The organism is Hymenobacter fastidiosus (genome assembly GCF_039539565.1).
Classification (GTDB): Bacteria; Bacteroidota; Bacteroidia; order Cytophagales; family Hymenobacteraceae; genus Hymenobacter; species Hymenobacter fastidiosus.
On record NZ_BAABDJ010000002.1, the window covers coordinates 280,442 to 296,593 of the forward strand.

General features: G+C 60.5%; 21 protein-coding genes. 8 read left to right on the forward strand and 13 right to left on the reverse strand.

Going from position 1 to position 16,152, the window contains the following annotated elements:
• Nucleotides 1–85 precede the first annotated feature (85 nt).
• The 10 genes from ABD833_RS01930 to ABD833_RS01975 form a co-directional block, all read right to left on the reverse strand.
• On the reverse strand, nucleotides 86–391 hold the full coding sequence (locus tag ABD833_RS01930; protein WP_345070604.1) for a hypothetical protein: 306 nt from the start codon (nucleotides 389–391) through the stop codon (nucleotides 86–88).
• 84 nt (nucleotides 392–475) lie between these two features.
• The gene (locus ABD833_RS01935) at nucleotides 476–1,318 is read right to left on the reverse strand and encodes a transporter (RefSeq protein WP_345070605.1); all 843 of its coding nucleotides are present in this window, start codon (nucleotides 1,316–1,318) and stop codon (nucleotides 476–478) included.
• Nucleotides 1,319–1,602: 284 nt separating this feature from the next.
• Nucleotides 1,603–2,517: a DUF5996 family protein gene (locus tag ABD833_RS01940; RefSeq protein WP_345070606.1), complete on the reverse strand. Its 915-nt coding sequence runs from the start codon at nucleotides 2,515–2,517 to the stop codon at nucleotides 1,603–1,605.
• 123 nt (nucleotides 2,518–2,640) lie between these two features.
• Nucleotides 2,641–3,063, reverse strand: a complete 423-nt coding sequence (locus ABD833_RS01945; protein ID WP_345070607.1) for an arsenate reductase ArsC — start codon at nucleotides 3,061–3,063, stop codon at nucleotides 2,641–2,643.
• Between the two features lie 24 nt (nucleotides 3,064–3,087).
• Nucleotides 3,088–3,297, reverse strand: coding sequence for a GDCCVxC domain-containing (seleno)protein (locus ABD833_RS01950; protein WP_345070608.1), 210 nt, complete (start codon nucleotides 3,295–3,297; stop codon nucleotides 3,088–3,090).
• Nucleotides 3,298–3,326: 29 nt separating this feature from the next.
• A complete protein-coding gene (gene arsB / locus ABD833_RS01955) occupies nucleotides 3,327–4,430 on the reverse strand; it encodes an ACR3 family arsenite efflux transporter (protein WP_345070609.1) in 1,104 nt (367 codons plus the stop codon).
• A gap of 33 nt (nucleotides 4,431–4,463) precedes the next feature.
• Nucleotides 4,464–4,763 carry a GNAT family N-acetyltransferase gene (locus tag ABD833_RS01960; protein WP_345070610.1) on the reverse strand — a complete coding sequence of 100 codons (300 nt, stop codon included), beginning with the start codon at nucleotides 4,761–4,763 and terminating at the stop codon, nucleotides 4,464–4,466.
• Between the two features lie 245 nt (nucleotides 4,764–5,008).
• The gene (locus ABD833_RS01965) at nucleotides 5,009–5,575 is read right to left on the reverse strand and encodes an ArsI/CadI family heavy metal resistance metalloenzyme (RefSeq protein ID WP_345070611.1); all 567 of its coding nucleotides are present in this window, start codon (nucleotides 5,573–5,575) and stop codon (nucleotides 5,009–5,011) included.
• Nucleotides 5,576–5,628: 53 nt separating this feature from the next.
• Nucleotides 5,629–5,976, reverse strand: coding sequence for an ArsR/SmtB family transcription factor (locus ABD833_RS01970; protein ID WP_345070613.1), 348 nt, complete (start codon nucleotides 5,974–5,976; stop codon nucleotides 5,629–5,631).
• 172 nt (nucleotides 5,977–6,148) lie between these two features.
• Nucleotides 6,149–6,487 (reverse strand): tetratricopeptide repeat protein, encoded by a 339-nt coding sequence (locus tag ABD833_RS01975; RefSeq protein WP_345070614.1) that lies wholly within the window; start codon nucleotides 6,485–6,487, stop codon nucleotides 6,149–6,151.
• Between the two features lie 77 nt (nucleotides 6,488–6,564).
• Here ABD833_RS01975 and ABD833_RS01980 point away from each other — a divergent pair, with 77 nt between their 5' ends.
• The 4 genes from ABD833_RS01980 (at nucleotide 6,565) to ABD833_RS01995 (ending at nucleotide 9,850) form a co-directional block, all read left to right on the forward strand.
• Nucleotides 6,565–7,305 carry an electron transfer flavoprotein subunit beta/FixA family protein gene (locus tag ABD833_RS01980; RefSeq protein WP_345070616.1) on the forward strand — a complete coding sequence of 247 codons (741 nt, stop codon included), beginning with the start codon at nucleotides 6,565–6,567 and terminating at the stop codon, nucleotides 7,303–7,305.
• Nucleotides 7,306–7,417: 112 nt separating this feature from the next.
• On the forward strand, nucleotides 7,418–8,395 hold the full coding sequence (locus ABD833_RS01985; RefSeq protein WP_345070618.1) for an electron transfer flavoprotein subunit alpha/FixB family protein: 978 nt from the start codon (nucleotides 7,418–7,420) through the stop codon (nucleotides 8,393–8,395).
• 180 nt (nucleotides 8,396–8,575) lie between these two features.
• Nucleotides 8,576–9,199: a bifunctional nuclease domain-containing protein gene (locus ABD833_RS01990; protein ID WP_345070620.1), complete on the forward strand. Its 624-nt coding sequence runs from the start codon at nucleotides 8,576–8,578 to the stop codon at nucleotides 9,197–9,199.
• Nucleotides 9,200–9,313: 114 nt separating this feature from the next.
• Nucleotides 9,314–9,850 carry a YfiT family bacillithiol transferase gene (locus ABD833_RS01995; protein WP_345070621.1) on the forward strand — a complete coding sequence of 179 codons (537 nt, stop codon included), beginning with the start codon at nucleotides 9,314–9,316 and terminating at the stop codon, nucleotides 9,848–9,850.
• A 70-nt stretch (nucleotides 9,851–9,920) separates the two neighbouring features.
• On the opposite strand, the gene ABD833_RS02000 is transcribed toward ABD833_RS01995, so the two are convergent.
• Together ABD833_RS02000 and ABD833_RS02005 are read right to left on the reverse strand one after the other, a co-directional pair.
• Entirely contained in the window at nucleotides 9,921–10,757 is an 837-nt protein-coding gene (locus ABD833_RS02000) for an ABC transporter ATP-binding protein (protein ID WP_345070623.1), read from the reverse strand.
• A 133-nt stretch (nucleotides 10,758–10,890) separates the two neighbouring features.
• Nucleotides 10,891–11,622 carry an MlaE family ABC transporter permease gene (locus tag ABD833_RS02005; protein WP_345070625.1) on the reverse strand — a complete coding sequence of 244 codons (732 nt, stop codon included), beginning with the start codon at nucleotides 11,620–11,622 and terminating at the stop codon, nucleotides 10,891–10,893.
• A gap of 112 nt (nucleotides 11,623–11,734) precedes the next feature.
• Between ABD833_RS02005 and ABD833_RS02010 the strand changes: the two genes are divergently transcribed.
• Nucleotides 11,735–12,448 (forward strand): SDR family oxidoreductase, encoded by a 714-nt coding sequence (locus tag ABD833_RS02010; RefSeq protein WP_345070626.1) that lies wholly within the window; start codon nucleotides 11,735–11,737, stop codon nucleotides 12,446–12,448.
• A gap of 226 nt (nucleotides 12,449–12,674) precedes the next feature.
• Here ABD833_RS02010 and ABD833_RS02015 read toward each other — a convergent pair whose 3' ends face one another.
• Nucleotides 12,675–13,409 (reverse strand): head GIN domain-containing protein, encoded by a 735-nt coding sequence (locus ABD833_RS02015; RefSeq protein WP_345070627.1) that lies wholly within the window; start codon nucleotides 13,407–13,409, stop codon nucleotides 12,675–12,677.
• Between the two features lie 58 nt (nucleotides 13,410–13,467).
• Here ABD833_RS02015 and ABD833_RS02020 point away from each other — a divergent pair, with 58 nt between their 5' ends.
• From ABD833_RS02020 to gldF, 3 genes are all read left to right on the forward strand, one after another.
• The gene (locus tag ABD833_RS02020; protein ID WP_345070629.1) at nucleotides 13,468–14,163 is read left to right on the forward strand and encodes an SDR family oxidoreductase; all 696 of its coding nucleotides are present in this window, start codon (nucleotides 13,468–13,470) and stop codon (nucleotides 14,161–14,163) included.
• A 126-nt stretch (nucleotides 14,164–14,289) separates the two neighbouring features.
• Entirely contained in the window at nucleotides 14,290–15,198 is a 909-nt protein-coding gene (gldA, locus tag ABD833_RS02025; RefSeq protein WP_345070630.1) for a gliding motility-associated ABC transporter ATP-binding subunit GldA, read from the forward strand.
• Between the two features lie 198 nt (nucleotides 15,199–15,396).
• Nucleotides 15,397–16,122: a gliding motility-associated ABC transporter permease subunit GldF gene (gldF, locus tag ABD833_RS02030; RefSeq protein WP_345070631.1), complete on the forward strand. Its 726-nt coding sequence runs from the start codon at nucleotides 15,397–15,399 to the stop codon at nucleotides 16,120–16,122.
• Nucleotides 16,123–16,152 lie beyond the last annotated feature (30 nt).

Consider the following 16,152-nt stretch of genomic DNA (forward strand, 5'->3'; position numbering starts at 1 on the left):
AAAGTTTTGGGTAAGGACAAGGCTGCCGGAAGGTAGCGGGGGCTTTTTTTGATTGATTGCAAGCGGATGCCGAACCAGGAAAGGCTCAGGGGCGGCCGGGCACCGAATCGGGAAGGGCTGTCGGAGCCAGCCTGCCCGGAAGTTGAAGTTGTCGTTTCGGAAGCCGACGGGCCGGTCGGACGCTTTTCTGCCGCTCCACCACGGGCTCGGGCCACCACGCTGACGCTTTGAGGCGGGCCAGCTCATGGGCCGGCAGATAGCGTGGATCCGCGGGCTCCGGGTCGTTGAGGCCCGTAATCGAGCCGTGGTGCGCAATATCAGCCGCCTGCGCCCGCACCGGACCCCCGGCCAACAGCAGCCCCGCAACCAGCAACACCGGAATCTTATCCATAGCCTGGATCTGGTCTGTTTATCGTGACCAAAGATATCAAACAATCATTCTGCCGGCCGGCCGCATATCGGGGCAATCAAACCATTAGTGCAACGGCAGCCGCAGGCCCAGCCCTCCGCCCAGGGTGAAACCGTTGGTAGCGTCCGCGGTCAGCGTCCGGCCCGCCGTCAGGTCGAAGCGCAGGCCGGGGAGGGGGCGCCAGGAAATGCCGGAAGTGAGACCCGGGGCGAGTTTTTGCTGTTGCCGCCAGGTAGTATAGCCTTCGGCGAAAAAGTTGAAATTACCCCCCAGGGGGCCGTGCAAAGCGAAGGTGCCCAGGTATTGTCCCTGCTTGGTATCGGCGGCCCGGAAGCCGCGCTGCCGGAAGCCCAGGTTGGATTCGAGACGGTAGCGCTGACCGATAATCTGGGAAACCAGCAAGCGGCCGCCGGGCTCCAGTACCTTATTCCGGAAAGACGCGTCCCCGTTAGGTAACGTCATTTCGGCCAGCACCACTACCTGGGAACGGCCATTCTGAGTAGTGGAAGCCAGAAATTTGGCGCCGAGCGTAAGCGGTGCAAATCCGGCGGCTGGTCCAGCCGAAGCCGGGGAGCCTTCCGGCGCTGCTCCGGTCCGCCCCAGCGGTTTGGAGTAGCTCTGAGCGGCGCGCAGCTCAATGGTGTTGAAAAAGCCGATGCGCAGCACGCCGGTGGAAACCGGCCGGCCCAGCGCGCTGGTAGGGCCGAAAGGGTCGTAGTGAGTAAGGGTGGCATCCAGCTGTACCTGCCCCGGAAAAAGCATGTTGGTGGTGATGCTCTGGCCGGAGCGGTCAGGGCGGATGTGCCGGACGAAGGACGACTCTTTATAGTCGATAATCTCCGTTTGGGCCAAGGTGCGGGTAGCCGTGCTGAGCAGCACGGCCAACCCAAGCAGAATGGTCTTGCGCATTCCCCCCGACGTGAACCAGCCGCATAAAGTTCGGCGGCCCCGGGCAAAACCTGCTTCCTACGGTGCAGCGTGGTGCGGCGTGGTGAAACAGAATGAGTTTTTTGGGCTTCCGGCCGGGAGGATAATCCGACCGGTAGCGGACTCCTCCCAAATAGTTGATGGCCAGGGTCCCGCGCGTGGCTTCGGCCAGGCTTGCCCTATCCTGAACCAGGCAAAGACGGGGGCCTGACCAACCTGCCCGGCGTTCATATATCAGCTGATTGTAGAGGGAGTAGGGAGACGCATTATTCCATGCGCTCCAGGGCCGTTCGGTCCCAGCGGGCCAGGGTCGCGCCGGCTTCGTAGGTGCTTTGCAGGAACGATAGCAGCGTGGCCTCAGGATTGGCTGCCTTGCGTACGGTTTCGTAAGGCAGCAGAAATTCGCCCAGCTCAGAACTGTAAAAAGCTTCCTTCGGGTGGACTTTGACGTTGGCAATGCCGGGTGGGACCGGGGCGGCGTAGGCGTAGAAGGCGGCATCCTGCTGGCCGCTGCCGGGCCAGAAGCCGTGGCTGAATACCTCGTGGGAGTAGGCCTCGCGGGTAATAGGATCGGCTCCTTCCCGAACCGGGGCGCGCCGACCCGAAAAGCGGGTAACGGCCAGATCGAAGCTGCCCCAGAAGAAATGTACGGGGCTGCACTTGCCCGCAAACCGGCCCCGGAATATTTCCAGCACCCGGCTTACCTGGCTCAGGACCTGCCAGCAGCGCCGGGCCGCATCGGCATCATAGCTGGCATGCAGCTCGTCCTGATCGAAAGCAACTGGGTCCTCAATTTCTACGGGCACTTTCCAGATGCGGACGGGAATGTCCAGTTCGGCCAGCAACCGGAATACTTCGTGGTAAAAGCTGGCTACGCTGCGTGGCTCCAGCTTTAAGGTGCGGAAGGCCCCATCGCTGCACTGGATGAGCAGCTGGTGGTCGATGAAGTCGAAATCAATCTGGAAGGAGCGGTCCTCGTAGGGCATGGCCGAAGTCGTCAGGCCCCGGGCCGTGACGTAGAGCGGCACATTCCACCAGTGATTGACCAGCGGCGTACAGGCCAGCCGGATTTTGCCCACTACCTGCGTCCACATGTGCAGCGTGGCCAGGGTGGGTTGCCATTCAGCCAGCGGCAGCGGGGGCCAGACCGCAGTTTTGGGGGGCGCAGAGAGGTGAATCATACCAAAAGGAGCAAGAGGTGGTAGGCGTGGAAAGGAGCGCAGAAATTGAATATAGTAAAAAAGCCTTGTGCGCGGGGCAGCAGGCTTCTTCTGGTCGAAATACACCCTTAGCCGAATCGCGGCCTATACCTCCGCCTTTCGGACCAGCTGCTGAGCATAAGCCTTGATCTGATTGCGGACGCGGCGAAATTCCTCCAGAATGACTTCTTCGGAACCGGTAGCCTGAGCCGGGTCGGGGAAGTTGTGGTGCCGTTTTTTCGCCGGGGAGGGAAAAACGGGGGCCACCTCCCGGGCGTGGTCGCACACGGTAACGATGAGGTCGAAGGGGATGGCGGCGTATTCGTCCACGTGGTTGGAGGTATGGTGCGCAATGTCGATGCCGTCTTCGGCCATCACGCGGACGGCCCGCGGATTCAGACCATGGGTTTCCACGCCGGCGCTGTATACCGTGGCCCGGTTGCCCAGCTCCTGAGCCAGGTAGCCGTGCCGCAGCTGACTGCGGCAGGAGTTGCCGGTGCAGAGCACCAGGATGTTTTGCTGGTTCATCACCAGAATAAGGAAGGGGAGGGGTTAGCCGCCGCCGGTGCCGCCCTGAATGGGAGGACACTTGACCGTGCCGTAGGAGCAAAACACGCAGCAGTCTCCTGCTTTCGGCTTGAGCACGGTGTGGCAGCTCGGGCATTCGTAGAAATACCGGCACGCGTCGGCGGGCATTTCCTCCGCGTGCTGGTTTCCGCACGCGGGGCAGGTAATGACGGAAACAGTGGTCAGCTCAGGCATAGCGGAGAATACCGGGAATGAGTCAGAAATCAGTTGTTTGCCGGGGGTATCGGCGGTTGGCCGCCGTACCAGCGACGGCGGAACCAGAACGCTACGTTCACCAGGGCAATCAGCGCCGGAACTTCAATTAAGGGGCCGATGACGCCGGCAAAGGCCTGGCCGGAGTTCAGCCCGAACACGCCGATGGCCACGGCAATGGCCAGCTCAAAATTGTTGCCGGTGGCCGTGAAGGCAATGGCGGTATTCTCGGCGTAGTCAGCCCCCAGCCACTTGCCGGCCGCGAAGCTGAGCCCGAACATGATGCCGAAGTACAACGCCAGCGGCAGGGCAATGCGCAGCACGTCCAGCGGAATGCGCACGATCAGCTCCCCTTTCAGACTGAACATCACTATAATGGTCAGCAGCAGGGCAATTAGGGTAATTGGGCTGATGGCGGGGATAAATACCTGCTCATACCACTCGTCTCCTTTCGCGGTCCGTAAAATGGAGCGCGAAAGAAAACCAGCGGCAAAGGGAATGCCCAGGTAGATGAGCACGCTTTGCGCAATGTCGCCGATACCGATGTTCACCTTGTAGCCTTGCAGCCCGAAATAGGGGGGCAGCACCGTAATGAATAGCCAGGCCAGCACGCTGTAGAACAGCACCTGGAAAATGGAATTCAGCGCCACCAGCCCCGCCGCATACTCCCGGCTGCCGTCGGCCAGCTCGTTCCAGACCAGTACCATGGCGATGCAGCGGGCAATGCCGATCAGAATCAGCCCCATCATGTACTCCGGCTTGTCGGGCAGCAGCCAGATGGCCAGCAGGAACATCAGCAGCGGGCCCACCAGCCAGTTCAAAAAGAGCGACAGACCGATAATGCGCGGGTTGCGGAAAACCGTTGGCAGCTGCTCATACTTCACCTTCGCCAGCGGCGGGTACATCATCAGAATCAGCCCCAGGGCCAGCGGTACGTTCACGGTACCCACCGAGAAGTAGTTTATGGCCCGCTCGACGCCGGGCACGAAATAGCCCAGCGCTACGCCCAGGGCCATGGCCAGGAAGATCCAGAGGGTCAGGCCCCGGTCCAGGCCGGAGAGCTTTTTGCGCGCTACCGCTGCGGTAGGCGCTATACTGGGGGACGTTGGGTTCATGAGAAGCCTGGGGAAGGAGCTGGGAAGTAAGAATCAGGCCGCGGTGCCCACTAGAGTGCTGCGCCGTTCCAGCAGCAGCGTATCCTGCCACCGCCCGCGCAGCTGCCCGATTCGCTCCCGCCGGCCTACCCACCGAAAACCGGCGGCTGCGTGCAGGCGGAGGCTGGGCTGGTTTTCGGGGAAGATGCCGGCCTGGAGCGTCCACACCCCGTGGCGTTCCGACTCAGCCACCAGCGCCGCCAGCAGCTGCCGGCCTGTTCCCCGGCCGCGGGTTTCAGCAGCCACGTACACGCTCACTTCGGCCACGCCCCCATACCCGCCCCGCCCCGACACCGGCGACAGGGCGGCCCACCCCGCACGTTCCCGGCAGCGTCCGTGGCCACCAGCCGGCTGTGCGGCAGATGGCCCTGGTTCCACTCCTGCCAGGTGGGTGCTGCGGTGGTGAACGTGGCGGTGCCGGTCGCAATGCCCGCTTCGTAAATAGCGCGTGCTTCGGGCCAGGGTGTTTCGAGAAAAGGAAGCAGCGTCATGGTTGGAGGAAGAAGGGGCAAGTCACCGAGTTGCGGAGGGCCGAAATTCTAGCAGCAGACGCCACCGGGACCAGAGCTGGGGGCACAGCTGGCCACCGTATCCAGGGCGAAGGCCATCGGAGCCGTTTCCAGCTTTTCAGATACTTCGGCGGGCTGACCAACGGCCGGGGCAAGGCAGCACTGGCTGGTGCCCGCCGCGTCGTATTCGGCCTGGTAGCGCGGGTCGTTGAACTCGGCATCCTCGTGGAAGTAATACACTTCCCACTCCACGCCGTCGGGGTCGTTTACCCAGAACTTGTCCTGTTTGGCGTAGCAGCAGCTGGTACCCATTTCTTCGCGCTGCACCAGGCCGGCGGCGCGGGCCGCCGTCAGTCGCTCGTCCAGCTCGGCCACCGTCTCTACCTGAAAGCCCAGGTGCCCGAAGTGGCTTTGCACCCGGCCGGCATTTTCCACGAAGGAGATGATCAGCGAAGGCTTATCCAGGACGTACTTGGCGTAGCCGGGCCGGATTTTGGCCGCCGGCTGCCCAAAGAAGGCGTCGTAAAACCTGACCGTGGCGGTCAGGTCCGCCACGTACAGCGAGACGTGCATCCGGGGAAAAACAGCAGTTTTCATGAGCAGAGCTTAGATGGGGGAATTTAGAACTCCGGAGTTAGCAGAGGATAAAATCAGCAGGCGCAGGCATCCTCCGGGCCGCAGGTGGTGCTGGTGGCTTCCACGAAGAAAGCCGTGAACTGCTGGTGGACCTGCTCCAGCAGCTCGGTATTCAGGCAGTAGCATACCGTCAGCCCGTCGATGTCGCCGCGGATGAGGCCTACGGATTTCAGCTCCTGCAAATGCTGCGACACGGTGGTGCGGCTCAGGGGCAGCTCGGCGGCAATGTCGCCGCTGATGCAGGTTTTTTTGCTGGCCAGCAGCTGAATGATGGCCACCCGGGCCGGGTGAGCCAGCGCCTTGGCCACGCGAGCCAGTTGCTGCTGGTCGGTAGTGAAGTGAGAAATCTTGGCGTGAGTCATGGATTGGGAAAACTATGACGTAAACATACGGCATAATATGTCGTATGTTTACGTCATAGTCTGAGTATTTTTTATTTCAACGCAAAAGCGCCTTTCCAGGAGTGGAAAGGCGCTTTTGCGTTGAGGCCGGGGCCGGGCCGTTTGCAAGCTGGCACCCAGTGGTCAGGCGGATCTACTCGTCCTCGTAGTCCAGCCCCAGCAGCTGATTCAGGGCTTGCTGCAGCTCGCTGGCGGCGTGCATCTGCCCGGCCTGGCGGCTCACCTGCAGGCCCCGGCGGTAAACCTTTTCGGCCTGCTCGGGCTTTTGTAGGTGCTCCAGCAGCTTGCCGGCGTGGTAGTAGGTGCCCACGTAATCGGGGTGGTCGTCGAGCAGGGTCTGGTAGTACGTCATGGCCCGGTGGGGCTCTGTGACCCGGTACTCGGTGGCAATAGCGTAGATGGTGAACGGGTCGTTCGGATCGTCGGCGTAGAAGCCTAAGAGTTGGTCGAGACGCGTGGGCATAGTATCCATTGGGCGGGAGTTTTCTGTATCTTCGCCCGAAATTAGGGTCTTTCCCGTAGTTTATCTTTCATTCCAAGCAGCCGTAGATGAAGTTTCTCGTTTGCATCAGCAACGTTCCCGACACGACCACCAAAATAACCTTCACGCCCGATAATAAGGAGTTCAATAAGGCCGGAGTGCAGTTCGTGATTAACCCCTGGGACGAATACGCCCTTACCCGCGCTATCGAGCTCAAAGAAGCGCAGGGCAGCGGCACCGTCACCGTCCTCAACGTGGGTGAGGCCGACACCGAGCCGAACATCCGCAAGGCCCTGGCCATCGGCGCCGACGATGCCATCCGCGTCAACGCCGCGCCGAAAGATGCCTACTTCGTGGCCCAGCAGATTGCGGCCGTGGCCAAAGAAGGGGCCTACGACGTGATTCTGATGGGCAAGGAAAGCATCGACTACAATGGCTTCCAGGTCCACGGCATGGTGGGCGAAATGCTCGGCATCCCAACCGTAGCCCCGGCCATGAAGCTCGACATGAGCGCTACCACGGCCACGCTGGAGCGCGAAATCGAGGGCGGAAAAGAGATTGTGGAAGTAAGAACCCCGTTCGTGGCCTCGTGTCAGCAGCCCATGTGCGAACCCCGCATCCCGAACATGCGCGGTATCATGACGGCGCGTACCAAGCCGCTGAAGGTGGTGGAAGCCGTCGGCGAAGGGGCCCGCACGGAAGTAGCCGAATATGCGTTGCCCCCCAAGAAGCAGGGCGTGAAGCTCATCCCGGCCGAAAGCGCCGGCGACCTGATCCGCCTGCTCCGCAACGAAGCCAAAGTCATCTAAAATCAATTAAGAATTAACAATTAAGAATTAATAATTGGCGGTCGGCCCGAAAAGCATGATTTCGCCATTGACAATTCTTAATTATTAATTCTTAGTTCTTAATTGAAAAAATATGTCCGTTCTAGTAGTTGTTGAATGTGATAACGGCGAAGTGAAAAAATCTTCGCTGGAAGTGGCTTCCTATGGCAGTCAGGTGGCCCAGATGCTTGGCACCACGGCTACGGCCGTAGCCGTGGGCGTGGCTACCGAAGCCAACCTGGCCCTGCTCGGTGAGCAAGGCATCAGCAAGGTGCTCTACGACGCGGAGCCGCGCCTGAAGGACTTCGTGAACGGGGCCTATACCAAGCTCATTGCCGCCGCCGCCGAGAAAGAACAGTCGCTGGTGATTGTGCTGGCTAACTCCAACATCGGCGCTTCGGTGGGCTCGCGCCTCTCGGTGCGGCTGAAGGCCAGTCTGGCTACCAACGTGGTGGAGCTGCCCAAAGCCAACGGCAGCAGCTTCACGGTGAAGCGCGGCGCCTTCTCGGGCAAAGCCTTTGCCGACGTGGTGCTGTCCGGCGACCGGAAAATTATTGCCGTCAAGAAAAACTCCATCGAAGCCCTCCACGAAGCGGGCAAAACGGCGACGGTTGAAGCCTTCTCGGCCAGCCTCGTCGAAGCCGATTTCGCCGATGCGCCCAAGCAGGTGGTGATGCAGGATCAGGCCGGCGGCGTTCTGCTGCCCGAAGCCGATAAAGTGGTTTCCGGTGGCCGCGGCATGAAAGGCCCCGAAAACTGGAACCTCATCGAAGACCTCGCCAAGGCGCTGGGCGCGGCTACGGCCTGCTCCAAGCCCGTGTCCGACATCGATTGGCGTCCGCACCACGAGCACGTGGGGCAGACGGGCATCACGGTGTCGCCGAACCTGTACATTGCCTGCGGGATTTCGGGTGCCATCCAGCATCTGGCCGGCGTCAACTCGTCGAAGGTCATCGTGGTTATCAACAAAGACCCCGAGGCGCCGTTCTTCAAAGCCGCCGACTACGGTATCGTGGGCGACGTGTTCGATGTGCTGCCCAAGCTCACGCAGGCGGTTAAGGAGTTGAGTTAATTGGCTCAGAGTTGGGAAACCGGGACCTGGCTGGCTGCCGGATTATCCCGGTTTCCCAATTTTTTTTAGGTGATTCGACCATCGATTACGGGGCCTTTACTTTCTTTGTACCTGGTAAGGCCGCCCACGAAGTTCCAACGACCCCCGCCGCAGGTCAGCAGAAGCTAAGTCCTCAGACCCTTGAAAAAAATTCAGCTTGAAATTCTGGGCTTGTCGTCCAGCCAGTCGCAGTCGGGTTCGTTTGCCCTGATCCTGGGCGAAAAAACCGGCAACCGGCGTCTGCCGATCATTATTGGGATGTTCGAGGCCCAAAGTATTGCTATTCAGATCGAAAAGATCAGCCCGAACCGTCCGCTCACCCACGACTTATTCAAGTCGTTTGCCGAGCACGTCCACGTAGCGGTGCTGGAAGTCCTGATTTCGGACCTGAAGGAGGGCGTCTTCTATTCCAAAATCGTCTGCACCGACGGCGCGACCACCTTTGAGCTCGATGCGCGTCCTTCCGATGCCATTGCCATCGGTCTGCGCTTCGGCGTGCCGATTTTCACGGTGGAAAGCGTACTGAGCGAAGCCGGGATTATCCTGAGTGACCTCGACGAAAATGCCGATGAAGACTCGGACGACGACGATGAGGACGAGGACGACGACCCCTCCGGCACCCCCAAGCCCGAGCCCGCCCCGCGCGACCCGAGCGGTCAGGTTTCGCTGGATGAGCTGACCAAAATGCTGGCTCAGGCCCTCGAAAAAGAAGACTATGAGAAAGCCGCCAAAATCCGCGACGAATTAAACAAGCGCGACGGATAGATCACTGATTTTCGCGGATTAGCGGTGATTTCGCTGATTATGGTCAAGATGTTTCTTAACAAAAACGCTGCTTCCGGTTGGAGGCAGCGTTTTCGTTTGCTTTTATTTGCAGCCATGACGACGACCCCTGACGACCACCTGCGTTACCCCATCGGGCGGGCTGAGCTCCCGACCGGACCGCTCAGCGCCACCGAGCGCACGGCCTGTATTCAGCAGATTGCCGACTTGCCGGCGCAGCTGCGGGCGGCGGCTCAGGCGGCGGGTGGGGAAGCGTTGCAGCGGCCCTACCGCCCCGGTGGCTGGAGCGGCCGGCAGGTAATTCATCACGTCGCGGATTCTCACCTGAACTGCTACACCCGCTACCGCCTGGCCCTGACGGAGGATAACCCCACCATCCGGCCCTACGACGAAACCGCCTGGGCCGAGCTGCCCGACGTGGCTGCCACACCCATTACGGTATCCCTTACGCTGCTTGAGGCCCTGCACTCGCGCTGGATTACGCTGCTCCACCATCTGACGGAGGCGCAGTGGCGGCGCACCTTCTACCATCCCGGCACGGAACGGGAGTTTACGCTCGATCAGGCGCTGGTGATGTATGCCTGGCACGGCCGCCACCACCTGGCGCACGTGGAGAGCCTGCGCGGGCAGTAGCCGCTACCGGAGTACCCGCAAGAAGCCCGACTCATCAGGATGAGCCGGGCTTCTTGCTGTCGGGGAGCTATTAGCGGTTGGAATTGTCGTTGGCCGCTTCCCCGTCTTTCATAGTTTCTTCCACGATGGCCGTTAGGCCGCCTTCGGCTTCCTCATCCACTTTTTTGGCGGCGCGCACGAGGCTGCTGCTGAAGATGAATTCCTTGAGCTCGGGCACCGTGGTATTCAGGATTTCGTCCTTGTTGCCGTCCCAGAGCTTCTGGCCCTTGTGCAGGAAGATGATGTGGTCTCCGATTTCAACCACCGAGTTCATGTCGTGGGTAATGACGACGGTGGTGATGCCGTACTCATGGGTGATTTCGTGAATCAGCTCATCGATCTTGATGCTGGTGGCCGGGTCGAGGCCGGAGTTGGGCTCGTCGCAGAACAGGTAAGTACAGTTGGGGGCAATGGCACGGGCAATGCCGACGCGCTTTTTCATGCCGCCCGAAATTTCGGAAGGCATCTTGTCGCCCGCGTTTTCCAGTCCTACGCGCTTGAGGCAGAATTCCACCCGGTCGCGGCGCTCCTCCCGGCTCATTTCCGGGGTCAGCATCTTGAGCGGAAACTCGGTGTTCTGGTACACCGTCATTGAGTCGAACAGCGCGCCTCCCTGGAACAGCATCCCGATCTTGCGGCGGATATCCTGCTTGATGTCCACCTTGTTGTTGGTGAACACGGTACCGTCGAACGTAATGCTGCCCAGGTCGGGCTTCATCAGCCCGACGATGCACTGCAGCAACACGCTTTTCCCCGTGCCCGAGCCGCCGAGCAGCAGGTTGCACTTGCCCGTCTCGAAGATGCAGTCGATACCCCGGAGCACCGGGTTGCCATTAAAGGATTTCTGGATGTTATGAATCTCGATCATGAGTTTAATGGGCTGGTAGGCTGATGTGTTTGAATGGGCTAATGCTTAGTGTGCTGATGTATTATCAACTAAGCGGAACCGATTCAGCACATCAGCACATTTCCACATTAGCCCATTCAAACACATTAGCACATTACAAAAGTACGGCTGCCAGCACGTAGTCGGCCAGCAGGATGGCGATGATGGAATTGGTCACGGCCCCGGTGCTGGCCGCGCCTACTTCCAGGGCTCCGCCTTCGGTGTAGTAGCCTTTAAACGAAGAGATGGCCGAGACCAGGAACGCAAATACGACCGATTTAATCAGGGCGAAAGCGATGTTGTAGGGCACGAAATCGGTGCGGATACCTTCCACGTATTCCTGGGCTGACATAGCCCCCGACAGCGTGCCGGCCAGATACCCACCCGTGATAGAAAGTACCATGGCCAGAATGACGAGCAGCGGAAACATAAGCATGGCCGCCACGATGCGGGGCAGCACCAGATAGGAGGCCGAATTGATGCCCATAACTTCCAGCGCCGACACCTGCTCGGTGATGCGCATGGTGCCCAGTCCGCCCGCGATGCTGGAGCCCACCTTCCCCGCCAGCACAATGCTGGTGATGGTGGGGGCCAGCTCCAGAATCGTCATTTCGCGCACCATAAAGCCAATGGTCGACTTGGGAATGAGCGGATTGATGAGGTTATAGGCAATCTGCACGCAGGTCACGGCCCCGATAAAGGCGGCTACGATGGCGACGATAAATACCGAGTCGATACCAATGAGGATGGCTTCATCGAGGGTGCGCTGCCAGAGGACGGCAAACCGCTCTTTCCTGGTTAGCATGCTTTGCATGAAAATCAGGAACTCGCCGAAGGTTTTGACCATAAAAAGGAGAAATAGAAGAAAGAAAGCCGAAACTTGCGCCGGAAGGGGAGGGCCACTGCCTGAAAAGCCGGCCCGCTGTCCTTACGTAAAAACCTCAACCGCAAGCAAAGGAATGCAAAAATATATCGTCGTCACGGGTGGTACGAAAGGAATCGGGCGCGCCATCATCACCCGGTTTGCCCAGGCTGGCTTCGGCATCATCACCTGCGCCCGCTCGGCTGCCGACCTGGACCAGCTACGAACTGCTTTGCAGCAGCAAGTTGCCGGGGTCACGATTCACACACTACCCGCCGACCTAAGCCGGGCGGACGACACCAGCCGCTTCGCCGAATTCGTGCTGAGCCTGGGCCAGCCGGTGGAAGTGCTGGTCAACAACACCGGCGCGTTCATTCCCGGCCGCCTGCAGGACGAGCCCGCCGACGGCTCGCAGCTGCGCCAGATGATTGACGTGAACCTCTACAGCGCCTACGACCTGACCCGGGCTCTGCTGCCGGCTATGATTGCGCGCCGTACGGGCCACATCTTCACTATGTGCTCCACGGCCAGCATCATGGCTTACCCCAACGGCGGCTCCTACTGCATTGCCAAGTTTGCCCTCTACGGCATGACCAAAGTGCTGCGCGCGGAGCTGAAAGAGCACGGGCTGCGCGTGACGGCCATTCTGCCCGGGGCCACGCTCACGGCCAGCTGGGAAGGTGTCGATTTGCCCGCCGAGCGGTTCATCAAGCCCGAAGACGTGGCCGAGGCCATATTCGGGGCCTGGTCCCTCTCGCCCCAGGCCGTAATCGAGGAGCTGCTGATCCGCCCCCAGCTGGGAGACCTTTAGGTCAATTAGCAATTAACAATGAGCAATGAGCAATTAACAATGAAGCTGTTTAGAAAGTCAAGCAGTCTGTCATCCTGAGCGCAGCGAAGGACCTTATCCCGGCTGAACGGTACCCGCTCGATGAACTACCAGGCGGGATAAGCTCCTTCGCTGCGCTCAGGATGACAAACGCTTAGAAAAGCTGACTTTCTAAACAGCTTCATTGATAATTGCTCATTGTTAATTGTTAATTGATTTGTTCCACTTTGCCTTTGTCGGTGATTTGCATCCGGACCTGGGCGGGGTTGCCCTGGTAATGCACGGTGCCGGTGCCGGCGTGGGTGCCGGCCAGGAAGTCGGCGAAGGATACGTAGGCGTCGCCGTCGGAGTCGCGGGTCATTTCGACGTAGCACTGCTGGGTTTGCAGGCCCTGGGCCCGGAGGCTACCGGTGCCGCCCACCGCCAGGTGGCAGTCGTCGGCCCGGCCGCGCAGGGTAATGTCGCCCAGCTCGTACATGTCCAGGTTGAGGTAGTGACTGGTAATATCGAGGTCGTAGTCGCCGGCCCCGACGAGGTGGCAGAACAGCGTATCGGCCCGGAAATTTCCGGCGGTGCGGATGTTGCCCTGGCCGCGCAGGAAGATATCGTTGAGGCGGGGCAGGTGCACGGTAACTTCCCGGGGCGAGTCGTAGCGGCGCACCCAGTTGCAGCGGCTGGTGTTGCGAATCGTCAGCTGCCCGTTGCTGACGGTCAGCTCAATATTTGCCAGCAGGTTTTTGCCGGCCCGCACTTCGGCGTAGATTTCAGGGCCCTGCACCAGCGTGATATCCACGTTGTCGTAGGCGATGATGACGCGGAAGGGCTCCAGGGCCCGGCGCTCGGTGGTCACCTTGCCGGTGCTTTTCAGGCAGTCGGTTTCGTGGTCCGGGCCGCAGGCCGCCAATAGCAGCCAGCCCGCTACCAGGCTGGTTCGTACACCCAAAAGCCGCCCCCGGGCGTTACCTTGCATCCCAATAGCCATCCGAAACATCCCGCGTACCATGAACCTGACCGGCAAGATAGTTATTCTGACAGGCGTCAGCAAAGGCATTGGCCGGGCCACGGCCGAGGCGCTGCTGGCCCAAGGAGCCGTGGTGGCCGGGTGGGGCCGCACCGCGCCCGAGGGGTTGCAGCACGAGCGGTTCCACTTCATTGCGTGCGATGTGCGCGAAGAGGTAGCGGTGCAGGAAGCCTACGTGAACACGCGCCGGAAAGTGGGCGAGGAAATTCACGTGCTCATCAACAACGCCGGAGTGGGCATCATGGGCGCAGTAGACGGCTTCGCGGCCGACGACTGGCGCACGATGTTCGACACCAACGTGCACGGCACGTTCTACTGCTGCCGGGCGGTGCTGCCGCAGATGAAAAAGCAGCAGCTGGGCCATATTATCAACGTGGCGTCGCTGGCCGGCACGGTGGGCAGCGAAACCATGGCCGGCTACTGCGCCACCAAGTTCGCGGTGCGCGGCTTTTCCCAGGCTTTGTTCAAGGAAGTGCGGCACGATGGCATCAAGGTGACCTGCGTGAATCCGGGCTCGGTGGAAACCAACTTCAACGGAGCCACGCCGGGCGCCGCGCCCAACCCGCACAAGCTCCAGCCCGAGGACGTAGCCGCCACCATCCTGCACACCCTGGAATCCCCGGCTGGCGTGCTGGTATCGGAAGTAGAAGTGCGACCTTTGCAGCCCCGGAAATGAGTTGCCAGTTGCGTGTTGCCAGTTGCCAGTTTGTTCTGGTAGCTGTCAGAATACACTGACAACCGGCAACTCACAACCGGCAACTGGCAACTCACAACCGGCAACCGGCAACCGGCAACTCATAAAATGGTTGAAATACAGAATCTTACCAAAACCTTCGGTGCCCAGAATGCCGTGGACAACCTTAGCTTCACGGTGGGCAAGGGCGAAATTCTGGGCTTTCTGGGGCCGAACGGCGCGGGTAAGTCCACCACGATGAAGATGGCCACCGGCTACGTGCCGCCCACGGCTGGCACCGTACTCATCGACGGCTACGACGTGCTGACGCATCCGCTGGAAGTGCGCCGCCGGGTGGGCTACCTGCCCGAGCACAACCCGCTCTACCTGGATATGTACGTGCACGAGTACCTCGAATTTATTGGCTCGGTACACGGGCTGGGCGGCGCGGCCTTGCGCCAGCGCGTACCGCAGCTGGTGGAACGGGTAGGGCTGGGGCGGGAGCAGAACAAGCAGATCGGGGCGCTGTCGAAAGGCTACCGGCAGCGCGTGGGCCTGGCCCAGGCCCTGATCCACGACCCCGGCGTGCTCATCCTCGATGAGCCCACCACCGGCCTCGACCCCAACCAGATCCAGGAAATCCGCCAGCTCATCCGCGAGCTGGGCCAGGACAAGACCGTCATCTTCAGCACCCACATTCTGCCCGAGGTCACGGCTTTGTGCAGCCGGGCCGTCATCATCAACCGCGGCCGGCTCGTGGCCGATTCGCCGGTCGCGGAGCTGGGCGCCGGGGCAGCCGGTGAAACCATCATCCGCGCCGAGTTTGAGCAGGCTATTGATATGGCTCCGTTGCAGGCTTTGCCCGGTATCAGCCGGGTGGAGGTAGAGGCGGGCCACACGTACCGCATCCGCGCCGTCGCGGGCACTGACCAGCGCGGGGCCATTTCGCGGCTGGCGGCCCAGCAGGGCTGGGTGCTGCTGGGTTTGCGGCAGGAAGAGCAAAGCCTGGAGCAGGTATTTCAGGAGCTGACGAAGTGAGGAATATAACCAAAAACGTCATTCCGAGCGAAGCCGAGGAATCTCGCGTGCTGATGATGGATTAGTAATCAAACGTCAGCATGCGAGATTCCTCGACTTCGCTCGGAATGACGTTCTTTTAACATCAATACATTAGTCCATCAGCGCATTGCCCACATCAGCACATTACCCACATTAGCCCATCAGCACATTAACCCCATGCTTGCCATCCTTCGCAAAGAATTCAACGCCTTCCTCAACTCCCCGGTCGCCTACGTGGTCATCGGGGTGTTTCTGGTGGCTATGGGCCTGTTCGTGTGGGTGTTTCCCGACAGCAGTGTGCTCACCTACGGCTACGCCGACCTGCAGACGCTCTTCAACATGGCCCCCTGGATATTCTTGTTCCTGATTCCGGCCCTCACCATGCGCACCTTCGCCGAGGAGAAAAAGGCCGGTACCATCGAGCTGCTGCTCACCCGCCCGCTCACCGACGGGCAGATAATCGGCGGGAAGTACCTGGCCTGCCTGCTGCTGGCTTTGCTGGCGCTGGTGCCCACGCTGCTCTACTACTACTCGGTCTATCAACTGGGCAACCCCGTCGGCAACATCGATTCGGCGGCTACGGTGGGCTCTTACCTGGGGCTGGCGCTGCTGGCGGCGGTGTTTGCGGCCATCGGCATCTTCGCCAGCGCCATCACCCGCGACCAGATCATTGCTTTTCTGGTGGCCGTGGTGGGGTGCTTTCTGGTGTATTCCGGCTTCGACTCGCTGGCGTCCCTGTTCGACGGCGCGCCGGCCTACTACATCGGGCAGCTCGGCATTGCCGCCCACTACCGCGACCTCAGCAAAGGCCTCATCGACTCCCGTGACCTGACCTATTTCCTGTCTTTGGTGGCGGCTATGCTGCTGGCCACGAAGCTGGTGCTGCAAAGCCGGAACTGGTAGCCCCTCCCCAACCCCTCCCCAAAAGGGAGG

What these genes read in the sequence shown, in the direction of transcription:
- ABD833_RS01930 (WP_345070604.1), bottom strand. Translation starts at nt 391, where the DNA reads ATGGATAAGATTCCGGTGTTGCTGGTTGCGGGGCTGCTGTTGGCCGGG.
- ABD833_RS01935 (WP_345070605.1), bottom strand. Translation starts at nt 1,318, where the DNA reads ATGCGCAAGACCATTCTGCTTGGGTTGGCCGTGCTGCTCAGCACGGCT.
- ABD833_RS01940 (WP_345070606.1), bottom strand. Translation starts at nt 2,517, where the DNA reads ATGATTCACCTCTCTGCGCCCCCCAAAACTGCGGTCTGGCCCCCGCTG.
- ABD833_RS01945 (WP_345070607.1), bottom strand. Translation starts at nt 3,063, where the DNA reads ATGAACCAGCAAAACATCCTGGTGCTCTGCACCGGCAACTCCTGCCGC.
- ABD833_RS01950 (WP_345070608.1), bottom strand. Translation starts at nt 3,297, where the DNA reads ATGCCTGAGCTGACCACTGTTTCCGTCATTACCTGCCCCGCGTGCGGA.
- arsB (WP_345070609.1), bottom strand. Translation starts at nt 4,430, where the DNA reads ATGAACCCAACGTCCCCCAGTATAGCGCCTACCGCAGCGGTAGCGCGC.
- ABD833_RS01965 (WP_345070611.1), bottom strand. Translation starts at nt 5,575, where the DNA reads ATGAAAACTGCTGTTTTTCCCCGGATGCACGTCTCGCTGTACGTGGCG.
- ABD833_RS01970 (WP_345070613.1), bottom strand. Translation starts at nt 5,976, where the DNA reads ATGACTCACGCCAAGATTTCTCACTTCACTACCGACCAGCAGCAACTG.
- ABD833_RS01975 (WP_345070614.1), bottom strand. Translation starts at nt 6,487, where the DNA reads ATGGATACTATGCCCACGCGTCTCGACCAACTCTTAGGCTTCTACGCC.
- ABD833_RS01980 (WP_345070616.1), top strand. Translation starts at nt 6,565, where the DNA reads ATGAAGTTTCTCGTTTGCATCAGCAACGTTCCCGACACGACCACCAAA.
- ABD833_RS01985 (WP_345070618.1), top strand. Translation starts at nt 7,418, where the DNA reads ATGTCCGTTCTAGTAGTTGTTGAATGTGATAACGGCGAAGTGAAAAAA.
- ABD833_RS01995 (WP_345070621.1), top strand. Translation starts at nt 9,314, where the DNA reads ATGACGACGACCCCTGACGACCACCTGCGTTACCCCATCGGGCGGGCT.
- ABD833_RS02000 (WP_345070623.1), bottom strand. Translation starts at nt 10,757, where the DNA reads ATGATCGAGATTCATAACATCCAGAAATCCTTTAATGGCAACCCGGTG.
- ABD833_RS02005 (WP_345070625.1), bottom strand. Translation starts at nt 11,622, where the DNA reads ATGGTCAAAACCTTCGGCGAGTTCCTGATTTTCATGCAAAGCATGCTA.
- ABD833_RS02010 (WP_345070626.1), top strand. Translation starts at nt 11,735, where the DNA reads ATGCAAAAATATATCGTCGTCACGGGTGGTACGAAAGGAATCGGGCGC.
- ABD833_RS02020 (WP_345070629.1), top strand. Translation starts at nt 13,468, where the DNA reads ATGAACCTGACCGGCAAGATAGTTATTCTGACAGGCGTCAGCAAAGGC.
- gldA (WP_345070630.1), top strand. Translation starts at nt 14,290, where the DNA reads ATGGTTGAAATACAGAATCTTACCAAAACCTTCGGTGCCCAGAATGCC.
- gldF (WP_345070631.1), top strand. Translation starts at nt 15,397, where the DNA reads ATGCTTGCCATCCTTCGCAAAGAATTCAACGCCTTCCTCAACTCCCCG.